The organism is Streptococcus parasanguinis (assembly GCF_000963275.1).
Taxonomy (GTDB): domain Bacteria; phylum Bacillota; class Bacilli; order Lactobacillales; family Streptococcaceae; genus Streptococcus; species Streptococcus parasanguinis_B.
This window is the reverse complement of sequence record NZ_JYOW01000001.1, coordinates 981612-1001984: the sequence shown is the minus strand read 5'-3', so window position 1 is coordinate 1001984 and position 20373 is coordinate 981612. Positions and strand designations below refer to the sequence as shown.

18 protein-coding genes and 3 pseudogenes are annotated in these 20373 nt (G+C 41.3%); 19 read left to right on the top strand and 2 right to left on the bottom strand.

All coding sequences use genetic code 11. The features are described from left to right. Positions 1-12 precede the first annotated feature (12 nt). The 11 genes and pseudogenes from TZ97_RS04995 to TZ97_RS04945 all read left to right on the top strand — a co-directional run bounded on the left by TZ97_RS04995 (position 13) and on the right by TZ97_RS04945 (position 12270). Positions 13-879: a carbohydrate ABC transporter permease gene (locus TZ97_RS04995; protein ID WP_045759599.1), complete on the top strand. Its 867-nt coding sequence runs from the start codon at positions 13-15 to the stop codon at positions 877-879. 13 nt (positions 880-892) lie between these two features. Beyond that, complete coding sequence (locus TZ97_RS04990; RefSeq protein ID WP_021153463.1) at positions 893-1726, top strand: carbohydrate ABC transporter permease; 834 nt, start codon at positions 893-895, stop codon at positions 1724-1726. A gap of 290 nt (positions 1727-2016) precedes the next feature. Continuing rightward, positions 2017-3458: pseudogene (gene gtfA, locus TZ97_RS04985) on the top strand (sucrose phosphorylase). Positions 3459-3583: 125 nt separating this feature from the next. Continuing rightward, positions 3584-6016, top strand: coding sequence for a glycoside hydrolase family 3 N-terminal domain-containing protein (locus TZ97_RS04980; RefSeq protein ID WP_045759598.1), 2433 nt, complete (start codon positions 3584-3586; stop codon positions 6014-6016). Between the two features lie 240 nt (positions 6017-6256). Beyond that, positions 6257-7435 carry a galactokinase gene (locus TZ97_RS04975; RefSeq protein WP_412179243.1) on the top strand — a complete coding sequence of 393 codons (1179 nt, stop codon included), beginning with the start codon at positions 6257-6259 and terminating at the stop codon, positions 7433-7435. Positions 7436-7447: 12 nt separating this feature from the next. Further along, the gene (gene galT, locus TZ97_RS04970) at positions 7448-8920 is read left to right on the top strand and encodes a UDP-glucose--hexose-1-phosphate uridylyltransferase (RefSeq protein ID WP_045759597.1); all 1473 of its coding nucleotides are present in this window, start codon (positions 7448-7450) and stop codon (positions 8918-8920) included. A gap of 63 nt (positions 8921-8983) precedes the next feature. Further along, positions 8984-9982 (top strand): UDP-glucose 4-epimerase GalE, encoded by a 999-nt coding sequence (gene galE, locus TZ97_RS04965; protein ID WP_045759596.1) that lies wholly within the window; start codon positions 8984-8986, stop codon positions 9980-9982. Positions 9983-10110: 128 nt separating this feature from the next. After that, entirely contained in the window at positions 10111-10695 is a 585-nt protein-coding gene (locus TZ97_RS04960; protein ID WP_045759595.1) for a DUF1307 domain-containing protein, read from the top strand. Between the two features lie 389 nt (positions 10696-11084). Continuing rightward, positions 11085-11432 (top strand): TIGR04197 family type VII secretion effector, encoded by a 348-nt coding sequence (locus TZ97_RS04955; RefSeq protein WP_045759594.1) that lies wholly within the window; start codon positions 11085-11087, stop codon positions 11430-11432. A 2-nt stretch (positions 11433-11434) separates the two neighbouring features. Further along, positions 11435-11788 (top strand): DUF3958 family protein, encoded by a 354-nt coding sequence (locus TZ97_RS04950; protein WP_045759593.1) that lies wholly within the window; start codon positions 11435-11437, stop codon positions 11786-11788. Beyond that, on the top strand, positions 11785-12270 hold the full coding sequence (locus tag TZ97_RS04945; RefSeq protein WP_045759592.1) for a hypothetical protein: 486 nt from the start codon (positions 11785-11787) through the stop codon (positions 12268-12270). Before TZ97_RS04950 ends, TZ97_RS04945 begins: the two co-directional genes overlap by 4 nt. A gap of 23 nt (positions 12271-12293) precedes the next feature. On the opposite strand, the gene TZ97_RS10195 is transcribed toward TZ97_RS04945, so the two are convergent. After that, a protein-coding gene (locus tag TZ97_RS10195) for an IS3 family transposase (RefSeq protein ID WP_152620226.1) occupies positions 12294-13642 on the bottom strand; the annotation gives its coding sequence in 2 pieces (ribosomal slippage) (positions 12294-13192 and positions 13192-13642; 1350 coding nt in all). 56 nt (positions 13643-13698) lie between these two features. Between TZ97_RS10195 and TZ97_RS10050 the strand changes: the two are divergent. From TZ97_RS10050 to TZ97_RS04900, 8 genes and pseudogenes are all read left to right on the top strand, one after another. Then, positions 13699-15033: pseudogene (locus tag TZ97_RS10050) on the top strand (hypothetical protein); the annotation flags it as partial. A gap of 2 nt (positions 15034-15035) precedes the next feature. Beyond that, complete coding sequence (locus TZ97_RS04925) at positions 15036-15269, top strand: Imm74 family immunity protein (protein WP_003007814.1); 234 nt, start codon at positions 15036-15038, stop codon at positions 15267-15269. Positions 15270-15571: 302 nt separating this feature from the next. After that, positions 15572-15919: a barstar family protein gene (locus tag TZ97_RS04920; RefSeq protein ID WP_003007812.1), complete on the top strand. Its 348-nt coding sequence runs from the start codon at positions 15572-15574 to the stop codon at positions 15917-15919. Between the two features lie 384 nt (positions 15920-16303). Further along, positions 16304-16741, top strand: a complete 438-nt coding sequence (locus TZ97_RS04915) for a hypothetical protein (RefSeq protein ID WP_070449111.1) — start codon at positions 16304-16306, stop codon at positions 16739-16741. An 11-nt stretch (positions 16742-16752) separates the two neighbouring features. Further along, positions 16753-17058, top strand: coding sequence for a hypothetical protein (locus TZ97_RS04910; RefSeq protein ID WP_003007809.1), 306 nt, complete (start codon positions 16753-16755; stop codon positions 17056-17058). 3 nt (positions 17059-17061) lie between these two features. Next, complete coding sequence (locus TZ97_RS10780; protein WP_158000719.1) at positions 17062-17235, top strand: hypothetical protein; 174 nt, start codon at positions 17062-17064, stop codon at positions 17233-17235. Further along, positions 17232-17441, top strand: a complete 210-nt coding sequence (locus tag TZ97_RS04905) for a hypothetical protein (RefSeq protein WP_031573799.1) — start codon at positions 17232-17234, stop codon at positions 17439-17441. The genes TZ97_RS10780 and TZ97_RS04905 overlap by 4 nt, the downstream gene beginning before the upstream one ends. A 6-nt stretch (positions 17442-17447) precedes the next feature. Further along, positions 17448-17831: pseudogene (locus tag TZ97_RS04900) on the top strand (ISL3 family transposase); the annotation flags it as partial. A gap of 120 nt (positions 17832-17951) precedes the next feature. On the opposite strand, the gene gshAB reads toward TZ97_RS04900, so the two are convergent. Further along, positions 17952-20216 carry a bifunctional glutamate--cysteine ligase GshA/glutathione synthetase GshB gene (gene gshAB / locus TZ97_RS04895; RefSeq protein WP_045759590.1) on the bottom strand — a complete coding sequence of 755 codons (2265 nt, stop codon included), beginning with the start codon at positions 20214-20216 and terminating at the stop codon, positions 17952-17954. Positions 20217-20373: the final 157 nt, after the last annotated feature.

Below are 20373 nucleotides of genomic sequence, written 5' to 3'. Positions count from 1 at the left end.
AGTAGAGAGACAATGAAAAAAGTATTACAAAAATATTGGGCATGGGCTTTTGTGGTCATTCCCCTCTTATTACAAGCAATTTTCTTCTATGTGCCAATGTTTCAAGGAGCCTTTTACAGTTTTACCAACTGGACAGGTTTGACCTATAACTACAAGTTTGTTGGCTTGAACAACTTTAAGCTCCTCTTTATGGATCCAAAATTCATGAATGCGATTGGCTTTACTGCGATCATCACGATTGCTATGGTAGTTGGTGAGATTGCCCTTGGGATCTTCATTGCGCGTGTCTTGAACTCTAAAATTAAAGGCCAAACCTTCTTCCGTGCTTGGTTCTTCTTCCCAGCTGTGTTGTCTGGTTTGACAGTGGCGTTGATCTTCAAACAAGTCTTCAACTACGGTCTACCAGCGATTGGGAATGCCCTTCATATTGAGTTTCTTCAAACTAGTCTTTTAGGGACTAAGTGGGGAGCTATCTTTGCGGCTGTCTTTGTCCTTCTTTGGCAAGGGGTGGCCATGCCCATCATCATCTTCCTAGCTGGTTTGCAATCCATTCCAACTGAGATTACAGAAGCAGCAAGGATCGATGGCGCGACTAGCAAGCAAGTCTTCTGGAACGTTGAATTGCCTTACTTGCTACCAAGTGTCTCTATGGTCTTTATCCTAGCCCTAAAAGGTGGGCTGACTGCCTTTGACCAAGTCTTTGCCATGACCGGTGGTGGTCCAAACAATGCCACAACCTCACTTGGGCTCTTGGTTTATAACTATGCCTTTAAAAACAACCAATTCGGTTATGCCAATGCCATTGCCGTAATCTTATTCTTCTTAATTGTAGTGATTTCGATCATCCAATTGAGAATATCTAAGAAATTTGAAATTTAAGAGGAGAAGCACGATGAAACAAGATGAAAGAAAAGCCCTTATTGGCAAATACATTCTATTGATTCTAGGATCGGTTCTGATTTTAGTGCCACTCCTTGCTACCCTCTTTAGTTCCTTCAAACCCACTAAGGATATTGTAGATAATTTCTTTGGCTTTCCAACCAACTTCACATGGGACAACTTTAGCCGTCTCTTAGCGGATGGGATCGGAGGCTATTATTGGAACTCTGTCGTCATTACTGTCTTGTCTTTACTTGCAGTAATGATCTTTATCCCCATGGCAGCCTACTCCATCGCACGTAATATGAGTAAGAGAAAAGCCTTTACCATCATGTACACCCTCTTGATCCTTGGAATTTTCGTACCTTTCCAAGTCATCATGATTCCGATTACAGTTATGATGAGTAAACTCGGTTTGGCTAACACCTTTGGTTTGATCTTGCTCTACTTGACTTATGCGATTCCACAGACCCTCTTCCTCTATGTGGGCTATATCAAAATCTCTATCCCAGAAAGTTTGGATGAAGCAGCAGAAATCGATGGGGCTAATAAGTTTACAACTTATTTCCGTATCATCTTCCCAATGATGAAACCGATGCATGCGACAACTATGATCATCAATGCTCTTTGGTTCTGGAATGACTTCATGTTGCCACTCCTTGTCTTGAACCGCGATTCAAAAATGTGGACCTTGCCTTTGTTCCAATACAACTACGCAGGACAATATTTCAACGACTACGGACCAAGCTTTGCCTCTTACGTGGTCGGCATTATCAGTATCACCATTGTTTATCTCTTCTTCCAACGCCATATCATCGCAGGAATGAGCAACGGCGCAGTGAAATAATAAGATACAAAGCCCGTCAAAAGCTCACAGTGCACCCTAGGGCATCCACATCCGTAAACGACTGAAGTAGTAACGGCTGTGGAAATATAGGGAATCTGAATAAGAAGCCTTGGCTTCTTGGAAGATTCATCTTTTTCACACAGAGCTTAGGGCGTGTTCAATTCCGTATACAAAGGGACGATTCAGCTTGCTGATTTAAATCGTATCCTATGAAGCAATTCTTAAATACATAAACTTATAAAAGCCAGGTCTCTTCAGACTTGGCTTTCAAAAAAGGAAAGGAAACCATTATGCCAATTCAAAATAAGACCATGTTAATTACTTACTCAGATAGCTTAGGAAATAACCTCAAGGATCTCTATGAAAATTTGGAGAAATACTTTGGGGATGCAGTAGGTGGAGTTCATCTCTTGCCATTTTTCCCATCTACAGGAGACCGAGGCTTTGCGCCTGTGGACTATGATCAAGTGGATCCAGCCTTTGGGGATTGGGAAGATGTAAACGCTTGGGCGACAAGTACTATCTCATGTTTGACTTTATGATCAATCACATTTCCCGTCAGTCTAAATACTACAAGGACTACCAAGAAAAACATGACCAAAGTGCTTACAAGGATCTCTTTCTCAACTGGGATAAGTTCTGGCCGGAGAATCGTCCAACTCAAGCAGATGTAGATTTGATATACAAGCGCAAAGACCGAGCTCCAAAGCAAGAAATTACCTTTGCGGATGGGACGACCGAGCATCTCTGGAATACCTTCGGGGAAGAGCAGATCGACCTGGACGTGACCAAGGAAGTGACCATGGACTTTATCCGCAAGACCATCGAACACCTGGCGAGCAATGGCTGTGACCTCATTCGTTTGGACGCCTTTGCCTATGCAGTCAAGAAATTGGACACCAATGATTTCTTCGTGGAGCCAGACATTTGGGATTTGTTGGATAAGGTGCGCGATATGGCGGCAGGCTACGGTGCTGAGCTTCTTCCAGAGATTCATGAGCACTATTCCATCCAATTTAAGATTGCCGATCACGACTATTATGTCTATGACTTCGCGCTACCCATGGTAACCCTCTATACCCTCTATAGTTCAAAAGTGGAGCGTCTTGCCAAGTGGTTGAAGATGAGTCCGATGAAGCAATTCACGACGCTCGATACCCATGATGGGATTGGGGTGGTCGATGTCAAGGATATCTTGACAGATGAAGAGATTGACTATGCTTCAAATGAGCTCTATAAGGTAGGGGCAAATGTTAAACGCAAATATTCCACAGCAGAATACAACAACTTGGACATCTACCAAATCAATTCGACCTACTATTCAGCACTTGGAGATGATGATCGTAAGTACTTCCTAGCCCGTTTAATTCAAGCCTTTGCACCAGGTATTCCACAGGTTTATTATGTTGGATTCCTAGCTGGGAAGAAAGATTTGGAACTCTTAGAAAACACCAAGGAAGGTCGCAATATCAACCGTCATTACTACAGCAATGAAGAAATTGCTCAAGAAGTGGAGCGGCCAGTCGTGCAATCCCTTCTCAAGCTCTTTAGTTTCCGGAACAACTCACAAGCTTTTGACCTAGAAGGAAGCATTGAGGTGGAAACACCAGATGAACATACCATTGTCATCACGCGCCAAAACAAAGACCAGACCGCCACAGCAGTAGCCCGAATCAATCTTGCTGAGGGCACTTACCAAGTGACAGAAAATGGTCAAGAAATGGTGTTTTAAAAAAATATGAACGAACTAAAGGATAAGTAAAAAATGCTTATCCTTTTTCTGTTTTAGATATTGCAACCGTTTACAAAACTATAAAACAATGGTACAATATCTATTGAAAGAAAGGAGGTCGCTTTATGAAAAAAATCATTTATCCATCTGCGGCCCTATTAACGGCTTTTGCTCTATTATCCGTTCAAACAGCAAAAGCAGACACAGCTCAAGTGTCGGATCAAGCCAATGAACCGGCAGCAACAGTAGAAGAGGTGGTGGCTTCTCCAACGCCAGAAAACACCACAGAAAATCAGGGGGAAGTGGCCGAAACACCGACTTCAACAGACCGTGCCGCTGTCCCTGCTGCTTCTCCAACGGTAACATCAACAGAGACGGCATCTCCTGAAGTGGAAAAACTGATTGAAAACATGCCACTCAAACAAAAAGTGACCCAAATGATCATGCCGGACTTCCGTAAGTGGCAGGAGGCTAATCAGGAGTCGCCACAGGATCTCACCAAGGTCAATGCTGAAGTAGCAGATGCGATTGATAAATATGATTTTGGAGGCGTCATTCTTTTTGCTGAAAACGTCAAAGAGACCAAGCAGACCCTGGCTCTGACGCAAGATATGCAAAAGGCAGCGATTGAAAACAAAGCCAATAACGGGAAGATTCCGCTATTATTAGCCATCGACCAAGAAGGGGGGATCGTCTACCGCTTGGGGACAGGTACAGCCCTTCCTGGCAATATGGCCATTGGGGCTACCAATGATCCCAAACTAGCGAAAGAAGCCGGTCAAATCATCGGACGTGAACTTTCTGCGCTAGGCTTGAATGTGGACTTCGCTCCGGTTCTAGATACCAATAACAATCCTCAAAATCCTGTGATTGGGCTTCGTTCCTTCTCATCTGACCCAAATCGGGTTGCCTATCTTGGTATTCCGATGATGAAAGGCATTCAGGACTACAATGTGGCTGTAGCAGCCAAGCATTTCCCAGGTCACGGAGATACAGCGGTCGATTCCCATACGGGTCTCCCATTGGTGGATAAATCTCTTGCTGAGCTTGAAAAATTAGAACTCCTTCCATTCAAAAAAGCTATGGATGAAGGGGTCGACCTCTTGATGACAGCTCATATCCAGTACCCGCAGATTGAAAAAGATCAGGTCGTGTCAAAAGAAACGGGTGAGAAAATCTATGTTCCAGCGACTCTCTCTGATGATATTTTAACGGGCTTGGTACGGAAGAAATACGGCTATAAGGGCGTGATTGCCTCTGATGCCATGGGAATGGATGCTATCGCTAAGAACTTCGGTGAGGTGGAAGCCGTGAAGATGGCTATCAAAGCCGGAGTTGACCTGGTTTTGATGCCAACGACCCTTCGCAGCAAAGCCGATTTGACCAAGATTGATACCATCGTCAATGCAGTGGTAGATGCGGTCCAAACCGGTGACATCTCAGAAGAACGCTTAAATGAGTCGGTTCGTCGGATCCTGACCCTCAAAGAAAAACGTGGGGTCCTGAATTTTGATCCAAGTGCTCGGACAGCTGAAAAAGCAGAGGAAGCAGTCGGATCTAGCCTCAACCGTGACTTGGAACGCAAGATTGCAGCAGCAGCGGTGACGGTTGTAAAAAATGAAGACAATACCTTGCCATTTAAGGTGCAAACAGGGGACCATGTCTTACTACTCGGAGCTTTTGAAAATGAAGTCCCAGGACTAAATTTGGGCATGCGTCGCTTAATCGCGGATGGAGTGCTTCCAAAAGATACCTCCTTTGTGGCCAAGAACTTCACTAAGGAATCCACCCTTGATAGTCTAAAAGAAGACCTTGAAAAAGCCACCCATATCGTAGTGATTTCAGAGATCGGTTATGAAGGGCAACTGGATAAAGATTTCTGGCGGACCAAGATTCCAACAGAAATCGTCAATTATGCCAATACCAACCATAAGAAGGCAGCTGTCCTTTCTATCTCTAAACCTTATGATGTAGCCAACTATCCCGCAGCCAAAGCCATTTTAGCAGTCTATGGAAATAAGGGAATGGATCCAACGGAATCCCTCAAACCAGACAATGCATTTGGTCCTAATATTCCTGCAGGAGTGGAAGTCATCTTCAATGGCAAGGAACATCTAGGTACCTTACCGGTTGATATTCCAAAAATTGTAGACGGAAAAATGTCGGAAACAGAGTATGCCTACCGCATTGGTCATGGTCTTTTCTATCCAGCACCTGCTCCATTGCCAACACCAGAAGTCCAAGATCCAACTTCACCAGGCCAAGATCCAACTTCACCAGTCCAAGAACCAACCCATCAGACACAACCAGTAGAGGTTGGTAACACAGGAACTCAGGTCCTTGTTAGCAAGCAAGAAAAAGCTAGCACTCTTGATGCTCCACAAGTTATTCCGATCGCTGTGAAACAAGCCACTGATCAGGCTCCTGCAAGTGTTTCAGCAAGTCCTGCATCATCGGTATTGCCAAAAACCGGTCAAACAGGGAACCTCCTCTCCCTCATGGGCATCAGCCTCTTAACTTTCCTTGGATCTTTTGTCTATCCAAGAAAGAAACACTAAAGGATTCAGAATCTCAATTGGGTGATTTCCCAATTGAGATTTTTTGGTAAAAGTTTACTAAAAATAACTCGAGATGGCAATGATGGAATAGAAGTTGTAATCGGAGGAAAACCCTTTGTTATCGCCTTTCTGGGCATAAAATAAAAAATTAATAAAATTTTACTAAAAACACTTGAAGTTTTACTTGTGATCAGATATAATACAAGTATAAAAACGTTTACAAAACTAAAGGAGTTTCTCATGACGACAACAATCACATCTCAAGATTTACAAGCAAAATTCCAGGCTGTCTTTGGGGAAAAGGCTGACCACACTTTCTTTTCACCAGGACGGATTAATCTGATCGGTGAACACACTGACTATAATGGAGGCCATGTTTTCCCAGCAGCCATCACACTTGGTACCTACGGGGCTGCAAGAAAGCGTGAGGATAAGGTCTTGCGTTTCTTCTCAGGAAACTTTGAAGACAAGGGGATCATTGAAGTTCCGCTTGAAAATCTCCACTTTGAAAAAGAGCACAACTGGACCAACTATCCAAAAGGCGTGCTCCACTTCTTGCAAGAAGCGGGTCATGTCATTGATAGCGGTATGGACGTCTATGTCTACGGCAATATTCCAAATGGATCTGGTCTTTCTTCTTCAGCTTCCCTTGAGCTCTTGATTGGCGTCATCGCTGAGAAACTATATGATCTTCAGTTAGACCGTCTAGATCTGGTCAAGATCGGGAAACAAACTGAAAATCACTTCATCGGAGTCAACTCTGGGATCATGGACCAATTTGCCATCGGTATGGGGGCTGACCAACGAGCTATTTATCTCGATACCAACACCCTAGAGTATGATTTGGTACCGCTGGACCTCAAAGACAATGTCGTAGTCATCATGAATACCAACAAACGCCGGGAATTAGCGGATTCAAAATACAATGAACGTCGTTCAGAATGCGAAACCGCCGTTTCTGAACTCCAAGAAAAATTGGATATCCAAACCTTAGGGGAATTGGATCTCTGGTCTTTTGATGCCTACAGCTACTTGATCAAGGATGAAAATCGCATCAAACGAGCTCGTCATGCTGTACTTGAAAACCAACGGACTCTCCAAGCTCGTAAGGCACTTGAAGCAGGTGATTTGGAAGGTTTTGGTCGTCTCATGAATGCTTCCCACGTATCCTTGGAGCATGACTACGAAGTGACAGGTCTAGAATTAGATACCTTGGTGCATACAGCCTGGGAACAAGAAGGCGTCTTGGGCGCTCGTATGACAGGAGCAGGCTTTGGTGGTTGCGCCATCGCTCTCGTAAACAAAGATAAGGTTGAAGCATTTAAAGAAGCTGTCGGCAACCGTTATGAAGAAGTCGTTGGCTATGCGCCAAGCTTCTATATTGCAGAAGTTGCGGCAGGAACACGGGTACTCGATTAAAAAGGAGATAGGATGACAGAACAGGTATTAGATGCATTTGTCACAGCCGTCATTGCGGCAAGTGACTACGAAGAGATGGATCGGATTTATCTAAAAAATCGCATCATGAGTCGCGTTGGAGAAGAAGGGCTAGATGGACCAGTCCAAAAAGAAGAGTTGATCGCACTTAAAGATCAGCTGCTAGAGATCGCTGTTGCAAATAGCAAGATCCAGGATAGTATGGCCGCAAAAGACAGTTTGGGTGCGGAGTTGATGGATTGGATCACCCCTAGCCCTAGTCAAGTCAACCATCGTTTCTGGGAGACTTACCGTCAGTCCAAGGAAGACGCGATTGCTGATTTCTATGCCCTCTCTAAGCGCAATGATTACATCAAGGTCAAAGCCATTGCACAAAACATTGCCTTTGAGGCAGAAACTCCCTACGGTTCTCTTGAAATCACCATCAATCTGTCAAAACCTGAAAAAGATCCTAAAGACATTGCAGCGGCCAAACTTGCCAAAGTCAGTCATTATCCAGCCTGCCAATTGTGCTTTGAAAATGAAGGCTATCAAGGTCGCCTAGACCATCCAGCCCGGGCCAATCATCGGATTATTCGCTTTGACATGGACGGTCATGATTGGGGTTTTCAGTATTCCCCTTATGCCTACTTCAATGAACACTGCATTTTCCTCGATAGCCAACATGTTCCCATGGCCATTAGCCGCAAGACCTTTGAGCGACTCTTGACCATTGTCGAGACTTTTCCAGGCTATTTTGCAGGGTCCAATGCAGACCTGCCCATTGTAGGGGGATCCATCCTGACTCATGACCATTACCAAGGCGGACGCCACACCTTCCCTATGGAGCTAGCTCCTGTGGAGGAAAGCTTTAGCGTTGAGGGCTTTGAGGCTGTATCGGTAGGTATTGTCAACTGGCCCATGTCGGTTCTCCGCTTGCAATCGGACGACAAGGTGCAATTGATTGCCCTGGCAGACCATATCCTAACAGCCTGGCGAGGCTACTCGGATCCAGCCGTTCAAGTTTTAGCGGTATCCGATGGTCAGCCCCACCATACCATTACCCCCATTGCACGGATTCGTGATGGGCATTATGAATTGGACTTAGTGCTCCGTGATAACCAAACCTCACCAGAGCATCCCGATGGCATTTATCACCCACATGCGGATGTGCAACACATCAAAAAAGAAAATATTGGCTTGATCGAAGTCATGGGCTTGGCCATATTGCCACCTCGACTCAAGGAAGAGCTCAAGCAGGTTCAAGACTATCTGCTTGGACGTGAAAGCACTGTGGCGACCTACCACCAGCCTTGGGCGGATGACTTGAAAGCCACTCACCCATCCATCACAGACGAAGCAGAGGCAGAAGCCCTTGTCTGTGAATCAGTCGGCCAGATCTTTGCGCGTGTGCTGGAAGATGCTGGAGTCTACAAGCGAACAGCAGAAGGACAAGCTGCCTTTAGATGCTTTGTTGCGACACTTTAAGTGTGGAGAAGAGGCAGAAATTTGGTACAATAAGAGAGAAGACAAGAAGCGAAAGGAAAACAAATGGCAATACTCGTACTCGGAGGAGCTGGCTATATCGGTTCCCACATGGTGGACCGCTTGGTCAATGAAGGACAGGAAAAAGTCGTCGTGGTCGATAGCCTGGTCACAGGCCACCGTGCAGCGGTGCATCCAGATGCCGTCTTTTACCAAGGAGACCTGGCGGACCAAGACTTTATGCGCACTGTGTTTAAAGAACACGCAGATATCGATGCGGTCATCCACTTTGCGGCCTACTCACTGGTCGCTGAATCTATGACAGATCCATTGAAATATTTTGATAACAATACAGCTGGCATGGTCAAACTCTTGGAAGTCATGCATGAATGTGGGGTGCACTACATCGTCTTTTCTTCAACTGCCGCTACCTACGGCATTCCAGAAGAAATTCCGATTCTTGAGACCACTCCACAAAAACCGATCAATCCTTATGGCGAAAGCAAGCTCATGATGGAAACCATCATGCGCTGGGCCGATCAAGCCTACGGGATCAAGTATGTTCCCCTTCGTTACTTTAATGTAGCGGGTGCCAAGCCAGATGGATCCATCGGAGAAGACCATGGACCAGAGACCCATCTCTTGCCGATCGTCTTGCAAGTGGCCCAAGGCAAACGCGAGAAGATCTCTATTTTTGGAGATGACTACAAGACACCAGATGGCACCAATGTTCGGGACTACGTCCATCCATTTGACTTGGCAGATGCCCATCTTTTAGCAGTGGAGTATCTCCGAAATGGCAACCCATCTACTGCCTTTAATCTGGGCTCATCGACTGGATTTTCCAATCTTCAAATCGTTGAAGCAGCCCGCAAGGTGACAGGACATCCGATCCCACTTGAGCTGGCCGATCGCAGACCAGGAGATCCAGATACCCTGATCGCATCCTCTGAGAAGGCGCGTGCCATCCTCGGTTGGCAACCAAAATTTGACAATATCGAAACCATTATCCAAACAGCCTGGGCTTGGCATTCCAGCCACCCAGATGGCTACAATGATCGATAAGGAGGGACTGCGAACATCATTTTTGAGACTTTTTTAATAACATCTAAAACGACAGTTGATCTTGACAAATGACTCGTTTCAGACGTCAGTCATTTCCTTAACCATCATAAAAAAGTGAGGTATTCAAAATGAATAAAACCACAAAAATGTTAGCCGTCTTCTTGACAGCGGGTCTTCTTTTAGCTGGTTGCGCACAAAAAGAGACTACAAAATCTACTAGTCCATCGTCTACTAAAGCAACTAGTAAAGCAACAAGCAAATCATCCGCTAAAGAGAAGACAAAAGAGTCATCAACTGATGAAAGCAAAAAAGAAGATGCACTAGCAGGTGCACAAAAAACCGTTCTCGAAACGAGTGATGAAGCAGGTAAGTCAACTATTACATTGTATTACAAGGGAGATACCTTGTTATTACAAGAAAAAGTTGATGATTACGACGTCTCAAAAGTGCCTGGTGAGAACCCTCTTGAAACCATGAAAGAAGCCGTTGCTAAGAGCCAAGAAAAATTCAAAGATCTGATGGGCCATGGATTTGAACTAACATCAGAATACAAAGACGGAATCTTTTATATCCGCAATACCATTGATTACACAAAAATCGATTTTAATAAATTAAAAGAAATCGTCCCAGGCTTTAATCCCCTAGATGACAAAACAGTCAGTTATTCAGTAACGAAAGACAGTCTTATCAAAGGCGGAATGGTCGAAAAATAAACAAAATGGAGAGCAGCTCAGTTTGCTGCTCTTTTTTGTTTTAGATGTTGCGGAGAAATTAATGATTAATGTGGAAAAAAGAATGGATAGATGAAGATGTCAAAGAAGTAGAGATTACTTTATCGTATAACCAATACGATCTTGTATGTTTTTCAGACGAGTACTATAGAAGATTTGTGGGGCAGATAACTTCTCTTCTCGAGCTATTTCACTTAACCCCCTAGGCTTGGTAGGGCCACCAACCAGATGATTACAATGATCCATAAGAAGAAACTCAAGTGAATCAGCTTGAGTTTTTTTGTGTGTGAATGAGCTGGGAATACCACTAACTAGGCTTTTTTATAGCTGTGAAAGATGTTATAATATGAAAAAATTTAAAGAAGAAATGAATGGGAGATAAATACACAGTAAAAAGTGATCTTTCGGTGGCTGCTAAGCATGCTACTGCAATAGGATCTGCCAATAATCATTCAGCTATTACAGTTCAAAGAGATGAACAAACGACAGTTGCTGGTAATAATAGTGCTAAAAATGGTATTAGTCAATTTGAGAATCTTCAGACTCAGCTATCGAATCATATTGTGACTATGATTCAAAATATCCATAGCTTAGCCGACCAATTTGAAGATAAGGATGCCATGATTCGTCAAAACTTAAATATTTTGAATACTATTCAGTCTAAGCCGTCATTCTCAAATGAAGCGAAATCAAAATACTTAGATGTATTAGAGGATTAGATATGAGTGCAGAAGCGACATGGAATAAGCTCCATGAGAAAGAACGACAACTTTCAGATAAGGAGTGGGACCTATATCAGCGGATAGAAAAATTAGATTCGAAAAAAATGGAAGTAATGGATCAGCTTTTGAATGATTCTCATTGGTTAAATGATCTAGATTTTCTTTTCGAAGGTAGCAGATATCAAAGTCAAATGATGGATGACCAGTTAGATTTCCAGCATCAAGTGAGAATAATGGAATACAGTCTGGATGAAGAATTAGAAAAACTTCGGAAAGAACATAAATCTATTGAAATGAAGTTAGATTCGATTCACCAAGAAAAAAGACGATTAGTGACGGAGGAAATCACATGAGTATAGATATGTATCTAGAATCTGCCAGAAGTCAGGCAACTAGTTTATCTAGTATATCCGCCCAGTGTGTGCAACAGAATATTGAATTGATTAAAGTTCTTGAAAATTTTGTAGCTGAAGAAGAGTTAAAAGGGCATGCTTACGACTCAGCAAAGGCGCATATTACAAGTACTGTAATTCCATTAATTCAAGGGATTGTCTTATACCAAGAATCACTGGCGGAGGACTGTCAAAAATTTGTCAGTCAATATACCTCTGATGTAGATAGTAAAAGTTGGCGTCAAGTGGATTTAGAGGAAAAAATTAGGGAAGCAGATCAAAAGATTTCCAGTCTACGACAGTTGATGGAAACAAAATCGGATAATAAGATTTCAGCTTTTCTAAATCTTTCGGTCTCCATAGCTGTATTTGAGGGAGTAAAACAAAAGTTACAGAAAATATTAATTAGCCTGCTTACTTATAATGCAGTATCTCTGTACTGACCCCAAAAAGTTAGACAATTAATTTAAGCAAAGGATTTAGTTCTGTATTGTACAGGACTAAGTCCTTTTAGTTTTACCTTAATTCGTTTGTTGTTGTAGTAATCAATATAGTCGACAATAGCTTGTTCCAAGTGCTCAAGTGACTGAAACGTATTCTCATAACCATAAAACATTTCAGACTTAAGAATGCCAAAGAAAGATTCCATCATACCGTTATCTGGGCTATTTCCCTTACGTGACATAGATGGTTGGATTCCCTTATTCTTTAAAAAATGATGATAGAAATCGTGTTGGTATTGCCATCCTTGGTCACTATGGAGAATTGTATTTTCGTAATGGTTCGCTGTAAAGGCTTGTTCTAGCATAGCTTTCATTTGTACTAAGTTCGGCGAAGTAGAAAGATTGTAGGAGATAACTTCGCTGTTAAAGCCATCTAAAACTGGTGATAAATAAAGCTTTTGGCTGCTTGCTGGAATGGCAAATTCTGTCACATCTGTGTAGCACTTTTGCATTGGTTTGGTTGCTTCAAATTGACGTTGAATAAGGTTATCTGCTTTCTTGCCAACCTCTCCTTGGTATGAAGAATACTTCCGTTTACGGCGAATTCGAGCCGTTAAACCAAGTACTTTCATAAGACGCTGCACCTTCTTATGGTTCACTACGAAGCCACGATTTCGTAATTCTAGAGTCATGCGACGATAGCCGTAATTTCCTTTATGCTCAGTATAAATTGACTGAATTTCAGCTTTAACTTGATCATCCTTATCGCTTTGATCCAGCTGTTTTAAGTGATAATAATAAGTTGAACGGGCAAGCTTAATAATCTTTAGAAGGATATCTAAAGAAAACTCTGCTACCAATCCTTGAACAATTTTCGTTTTTCTTCTTGCTCTTTTTCCTCCTTCAATCGGAGTTCTCTCAACTTTTTTAGAACAGCATTCTCCGCTCTCAGGTATTCATTTTCTGCTTGAAGACGTTCTAACTCTGTCATTTCTTCAGGTTTCTTCTTTGGCTTGCGTCCCATTTTAGGTGCTCTCCCTCTTGTTTTCTCAACAATAGTATACCCATTTTTCTTGTATTGTGCCAGCCAATTTGGAAGCATTCCTTGGTTTGGGAGAGCATAATCTAGAGACACCCTTATTTGTGAACGACCTTCAAGCAGAACTTTATCAATAATTTCTCGTTTTAATTTAGGAGAATAATAACGATTCTTCCCCTTTTTGACGAACTCTATACCGTAACGATCAATCAATTTAATCATGTACCTAAGATTAGGAATATTTATCCCGAATATATTTGAAAGCTCTTTGAAGCTTCGCCCTTGTTTTCTAAGTTCATATATTTGAACCTTATCCTTATATGTCAATTTCATAATAAAAACACCCCAAAAGTTAGATTTTTTCTGTCTAACTTTTGGGGTGCGGTTCATCTCCAACTATCTTTTTAAATTCAGAGCGGTATTTATTGGCCGTTCAAAATGGGTTTGCCCAAGCTGCACAATCATGGGATGCTGCTAGTGGAACCTACTTGCCACCAAGTAGTGGATCTGATCTATCGTGGAAGCAAACAATCTCTTTAGGATGGCAAAAACGACAAGCCATTCTGAACAAAGTGAAGAATCCGAAGGTTGAAACGTTAGAGGAAAAACTTTCAAAAATGTCACGTGCAGATCTGGAGGAAGAGTATGGAGATGTGATTCAAGCCTATAAAAGGTTTACGAATATGGGGCAAGGTGATACGATTCTCGCAAAATGGGATATGAATGATCTCAAATTGTTATGGAAGCGGTATAATGAAGTGAAGGATGATCACTTAGGGTTATTACCTTCAGAATTAGCCAAGGTGGACCCGAAATTTAAGAAACGTATCGATGCAATGGATCAAGAAGCGATAGAAGAGGCCTACCCAGAACTTAAAACATTGATCTCCATGGCTCATGTGAATCCCTATGCACAACTATTTAAATCTGAAACAGAACGGGCCAATTATGATTACCTACTAGATCGCTATTTCCTTTTAGATAGTCAAAAAATGCTTAGTTGGCGAGATCCTGCTTTTCAAACTAAATATGATTATTATATAATTGAAGAAGGTATTGATCCTTTTACAGGTAAACCTGCTACACAGGAAGAAATCAATCGTGCAAAAAATATCAAGAAGGTGAGAGCTTTTACTGATAGCCTCCAACTAGCAAGTACCTTGTATACCTCTTATGTTGGATATAATCAGTACTACAATAAACCCTATACAACGTTCTTGGATGTATATAGTAAGGTAAAAGGGAAGATTCCTGTCTTCAATAGGAAACCAGTAATTCCTGTTTTTTCAAATAGATATTCAAAAATAGATTTTACTCAAACTGACTTTGATGTTGAGTTAATACGAGGTAGATTGAAAACTGATCCAGATACGGCTTTTTTCTGGTCAGGACGAACAGATGGCATTGGAGGAATGGATGTTGCGAAAAAAATAGCAAAAAATAAAGGAGGAGTTACATTAGAATCTACGATTGATGATACGAACATTGTAATGCCTGAATGGGATTTTAATACTCCTTCAAGTGTAACAGCTTGGGAGGAAGCTTCGAATGTTTACGCAGAGCAAGTATCTGGTGAAATAAGAGCTGTAGTTGGTAGCGAACTACGACCAGGAAATATTTGGGAAAACATCGAACTACCAAGATTGAAGGCCAATCCAAATGTTACTAAGGTTACAACAATAGATCCTAAAACAGGGGTAGAAAAAATTATATTCGAGAGGTAGAAATGAAAATTACAGGAACAAGATCAACAATTACTTTTGATTTAGAGAATGGTTTCCTCTTAAAAGCACAAGGAGAATTGCTGATCAATAAAAAATTTGTTGTTTATAAAGATAGTATGACACAATGGGAGCCTCCTCATGAGAATCTTCCGATAACTCAAAGAGAAATAGAAAATATTATTAATACAGCTAAAAAAATGGAGAGCAATCAAACTATTCAATTAGACTTTGTATAATTATATTGTATTCTAAGAGAAATAAATCTCTATACAGGTGGTCAGGTTGTCTATCATGGGACCAAACTCCTAGGTGGAAGCGAAGAAGATGTTCAAACCGCAAACTTTATCGGGAACATCGTAGGAGGTTATGTGGCCTCCTCAGCAACCAGCAAGTTTAGTTTGAATCAACCTATTTTTTCAAATCGATATTCAAAAATAGATTTTACTCAAAACAGAAGACCATTATAAAACATTTTAAAAAAATAGAATAGAGGTTTGAAATCCTGAAAAATAGAATTCATTACATTACGAAACTTGAAATGCAAGATCGATTGCCTTTCAGTGGCTTTGTAGCAAATTTTGATGGGAAGCAGATCCAAAACAAAGAAGAACTATTTCGTTTTCTTGAAAAAAATGTCGGACTTCCTGATGCCAATAATTGGTCATCTATTACAGATTGGCTGACAGACTTATCATGGATAAAAGCTGAAGAATACAACTTTATTCTTGAAAATTATGATAGCTTCTTAAAAGATGACTTATCATCTAAAGACTTATTTTTAGAAATTTTGGAAGAAGATATTCTTCCTTGGTGGGAATGCGATGTTGAAAAGCATGTTGTTGGCAGTAAGGTCAAGAGTTTTCAAGTTTACATAGTAGAAAATTAAAAATAGGACAAAGTTTTAAGGAGCTACCTTAAGGTAACCACTTATGTTGGATATAATCAGTACTACAATAAACCCTACACAACTTTCTCGGATGGATATAGTAAGGTAAAAGGGAAGATTCCTGTCTTCAATAGGAATCCAGTAATTCCTGAGGTTAACCTTAAGGTAGATATCAATGGTAAAACTATAACAGAAACCACAAAACCTTATGATCGCGAACATATTTTACGAAATATAGAAGAAAGCAGGCTTTCGAGGGAGAATTCAGGGTTTAAAGACTTTTCAACCACGAGGCTTCAGCCGGTAGTCAAGCCTCAGCCTGCACCTAAGAATTTAGATGTTGAGGGACCAGTAGTAAATAATATTCAATCTAAATATCCCGATTTGCAAACTTATGAATATAATTCATATACAAATCCTGGTCCACTAAATGATTTAAGAGGTCAGCCTAATGTTAATTTTTATGGGGGACGGTATGATGTTGAAGTTTTGAAGTCTCCTAAAATATTATATCGAGCTGGCGACCAAAGCAATCCGCTAGGGCAATGGTTTACAGAATCAGCCCCACATTCTGAGATAGAAGTTAGAATAAATACGGCAGTAAAACCAATTTGGACAGATCGTTCAGGAAACTACACTGGCAGCTCTCCTTTAAATACAGTTTACGAAATAAAAATACCAGCTGGCACAACAATATACAGAGGACCTGTTGCGAGTCAAGGAGGCATCTATCAAGGTGGTTTGGAATATGAACAAATTTTTATTGAAACTCCGTGGAAAATAGAAGGTGTAGAGGTTATTAGCTCAAAACCATTAAATTAGTGAGGAAAGAAATGAAACGAAAAGAATTATTAGATAATATCAAATTAATATTACCACTATTAAATCAATACAATGATGGGACAATTCATGTACAAATTTCATTTTTACAAGGATTAGAATGTGCATTGGAAAATGGTGACTCACTCCCTACAATAAGAGAAATTAAAGATATCCTTTATCCTCCAAGAGGAGGTCTATCAGACTTTTTTGTTTGGAAGAATGATTATTTGGAACGACTAAAAATTAATGAAGAAATTGAAGCCTACAATAATAGATTATGGGAGCTTTTAAATCAAATAGAAAACTTGGAATCATAGTAAATGCATCAAATTTTAAAATTAGAAGCATTTCATCAATCTCATACAAGAATTCCAAGCGAAAATGAAGCATCTGCTTTTGAAGATTTTTGGAAACCAGGAGGACAAACCTTCCCAGGAAATATGCCAGAAGGCATCATGAAAGATATTAGTACCCAAAGAGGAGAACATACATGAAATATAGTAAACTAGGCTGGGAAGAAGTTAGTAAGTTTGAGGAAATAAAAGGTTATGGACAACATATTTGGCGACATCATGAGAAATATTTTTTTGTTACTGATGAAGGAGGAATAGCTGAACAGAGGGTAGTCTATGAATTACCATTAGAACTATTTCAATCACCCTACCAAGTTTTTCTGAGTTACTTGAAAAGTCTAACTTAATTTGACAATTTAGGCAATAAAGAAATCCTAGACAAGCTTTTGAGCTATTCAGAAGACTTGAAATACCACTATAATCTCTATCAGCTCTTGCTTTTTCACCTTCAGAATAAGGAACCAGAGAAATTTTTTGGACTCATTGAAGACAATATAAAGAAGGTTCATTCTCTTTTTCAGACTGTCTTTAAAACATTTCTAAAGGACAAAGGGAAAATCATCAATGACCTTCAGTTATCCTATTCCAACGCAAAATTGGAAGCGACTAATAATCTCATCAAACTTATCAAACGCAATGCCTTTGGTTTTCGGAACTTTGAAAACTTCAAGAAGCGAATTTTCATCGCTCTGAATATCAAAAAAGAAAGGACGAAATTTGTCCTTTCTCGAGCTTAGCTTTTCTTCAACCCACTAAAGTTGACAAAAAGCCGTAGATTTTAGGTATTTACCTTGTCTACTTAAGAGGTATCATATCATCGAGATAAAGGTGATTTGTTTGTTCCTAAGAATTAGGTTTTAGGTTTGACTTGTGGCAACTTCTGGAAAAAGCTTGTCTAGAATTTTTGGAGTGATAGCTTGTCCAGGACCTTCAGCACAATAGGTGTGAATATACATAGCGGGATTGAAGTTGAGCTCGATACAAGTGAAATGAGGTTTTTCCTTGCTAGCAGGCTGAGTTTTATCTGGAATGATGAGGTCAACCCCGCAAGCCCAGGCCCCCATGCTAGTTGCCATAGCTGCTGCCAATTCTTGGTAAGAGGAATCTATTGTCTCAGTGACATCAATAGAGTCACCACCTGTAGAAATGTTGGAGTTACGGCGGAGATTGACCTTTTTCCCTTCTGGGAGAATATCATCAGGTGCATAACCTTGCTGAGTCAACATCAATTGTTCGATGTCTCCTAGCTTAATGATTTCCAGAGGTGAGCGGTGGTCACGGCCTCGCAATGGATTGGCATTTTTCTGAGCGACTAATTCACGAATGGTGTGTTTGCCATCACCGACAACATTAGCAGCGACACGAAGGAGGACAGACTCACAACGCCCGTCCAGAATGAAGAAACGGTATTCGGTTCCTGGGATAAATTCTTCAACAAGAACAGCTGTATCTTCTGCAAAGGCAATCTCGAGAGCTTTCTTATAGTTATCAAGGCTGGCAGGCTCTTGGAAAATGGAAATGCCCAGACCGAAGTTGGTTGATTTTGGTTTAACCACAATTTGCTTGCCCTTGATAAGAGGATAGTAGGCTAGACCTTGTTCTAGACTGGTAAATTCGTCGCCGGCAGGGACAGGGAAGCCAGCATCAGCCAGGATTTTTTTGGTCACGGTTTTATTAGCCATGGCAAGAGGAACTACATAGTTGTCTTTTGAGGTCATGTTACCATTTTTGACGTACTCAACATGATCTTTATGCCAGAGTTTAAGGAATTGATCCTGCTCATCTAGGATTTCAAAATGAAGCCCTTTTTGAATGGCATCAAAGAGCAGCATCTGGGTAGAAAGTTCCATCTCCTCATAACCCTTAAGGGCATAGTGGGCAGTCCAGTCGTAATCATGATAGGCAAGCGCCTTGTCAAGGGCAAAGTCAGAAAGGGATTTGTCTTTGATATGAGGAAGAAGTTGAGCAGCTAGTGTCTGACTGGAATCTGCAAAGGCATCTTTAACTTGTTTGACCAGCCCTTGATGATAGTCACCAAGCCCAAAATGTTGCACCAGTTGGTCTAGAGCTGTCGTAATGTTCTGAGTTTCAGCTTCAGAAGGTAGAGGTTCTAAAGGATGAGAGAGGGCAATTTTTTCATTCAGCGCGTGACCTTGAGCCAGAGCCTGATCAACATTTTCAGGGGCATCCAGCCAGAGGAAGGCTAGAAGGAGTAGGTGTACGGTATCCATGGTAGTTTGGCTAATACCGATACGCTCAAAGGGGTTGAGGTCGAAGTTACGGAATTCTAGGTAGGTGATTCCCTTGTCAAGGAAGGAGCGATTAACCTTTTGTCCACGGAAACGAACAGCCGAGTAAAATTCCTTTTCCGCAATCAAATCACCTTGTTCGATATAGTTTTCGATGGCAGAGACATAGTCTTCTAGGCTTGCAAAAGATACTTGTATTTCTTCCTTATTGACATAGCCGTGGTCACTGTTACGGAAGGAACGCACAGGTTCTGGAACTTCTTGGTCGAAGAATCCTTGCTCAGCAATAGGTGCAGCCCCAAAAAGATAGGTAATCACCCAACGGTAGCGCAAGTAGTTTTGAGCCAGCTTCAGATAGAGGGCGTTTTTGAAAGCAATTATATCAATCTGGTCACTTTCTTGGAATAGGGCTTCAACCAAATCTTTCCCTAGTTCCATATTATAGTGGATACCTGAGATAGCTTGTAGTTTAGTTCCGTATTTTTCGGCCAGGTAGTTACGATAATGGCGTTCAAATTCATTTTCCAGTTGGGCAACTTGGATTTCTTGGGCGTTGATACGAGGAGGCATGGACAAGGGCCAGAGAAGTTCATCTTTACTGATGGAACGTCCAGCTACATCGGTAATGGCTCCAAGAAATCGACAAGCCTCAGTGGTAGATTTAGCAACTGGTGTGATGAGTTCCATCTGAAACTCACAAAAATCTGTTTGAATATAAGGGTGGAAACTTCGAGCTCCTAGGCAGGAAGGGTGAGGCGTATGTGCTAATTTTCCCTGTCTATCGACACGAAGACTTTCGCGTTCAATTCCAAAGTTAGCTTGAAGGATAGGGCTAGTAGGCTCCAGCTTTTGAAGCAGTTGATTTATAGTCATAGAGTCACCTTTTCATCTAATGTTAGTGATAGTCTATTATAAATAGGAGAAGAAAACAACTTTCCGCTACGGTTAAGGGGAATTTCCGAATGTTTCAGATAAGAATTCTTAAAACCAGTTGTTTTTTAGCTATATTATATGGAAAAATTGTAAAATA

Coding starts and splice junctions, on each gene's coding strand:
- TZ97_RS04905 (WP_031573799.1), top strand. CDS start 17,232: ATGAAATATAGTAAACTAGGCTGGGAAGAAGTTAGTAAGTTTGAGGAA.
- gshAB (WP_045759590.1), bottom strand. CDS start 20,216: ATGACTATAAATCAACTGCTTCAAAAGCTGGAGCCTACTAGCCCTATC.
- TZ97_RS04925 (WP_003007814.1), top strand. CDS start 15,036: ATGAAAATTACAGGAACAAGATCAACAATTACTTTTGATTTAGAGAAT.
- TZ97_RS04990 (WP_021153463.1), top strand. CDS start 893: ATGAAACAAGATGAAAGAAAAGCCCTTATTGGCAAATACATTCTATTG.
- TZ97_RS04955 (WP_045759594.1), top strand. CDS start 11,085: ATGGGAGATAAATACACAGTAAAAAGTGATCTTTCGGTGGCTGCTAAG.
- TZ97_RS04980 (WP_045759598.1), top strand. CDS start 3,584: ATGAAAAAAATCATTTATCCATCTGCGGCCCTATTAACGGCTTTTGCT.
- TZ97_RS04975 (WP_412179243.1), top strand. CDS start 6,257: ATGACGACAACAATCACATCTCAAGATTTACAAGCAAAATTCCAGGCT.
- TZ97_RS10780 (WP_158000719.1), top strand. CDS start 17,062: ATGCATCAAATTTTAAAATTAGAAGCATTTCATCAATCTCATACAAGA.
- TZ97_RS04910 (WP_003007809.1), top strand. CDS start 16,753: ATGAAACGAAAAGAATTATTAGATAATATCAAATTAATATTACCACTA.
- galT (WP_045759597.1), top strand. CDS start 7,448: ATGACAGAACAGGTATTAGATGCATTTGTCACAGCCGTCATTGCGGCA.
- galE (WP_045759596.1), top strand. CDS start 8,984: ATGGCAATACTCGTACTCGGAGGAGCTGGCTATATCGGTTCCCACATG.
- TZ97_RS04960 (WP_045759595.1), top strand. CDS start 10,111: ATGAATAAAACCACAAAAATGTTAGCCGTCTTCTTGACAGCGGGTCTT.
- TZ97_RS04945 (WP_045759592.1), top strand. CDS start 11,785: ATGAGTATAGATATGTATCTAGAATCTGCCAGAAGTCAGGCAACTAGT.
- TZ97_RS04920 (WP_003007812.1), top strand. CDS start 15,572: ATGCAAGATCGATTGCCTTTCAGTGGCTTTGTAGCAAATTTTGATGGG.
- TZ97_RS04950 (WP_045759593.1), top strand. CDS start 11,435: ATGAGTGCAGAAGCGACATGGAATAAGCTCCATGAGAAAGAACGACAA.
- TZ97_RS04995 (WP_045759599.1), top strand. CDS start 13: ATGAAAAAAGTATTACAAAAATATTGGGCATGGGCTTTTGTGGTCATT.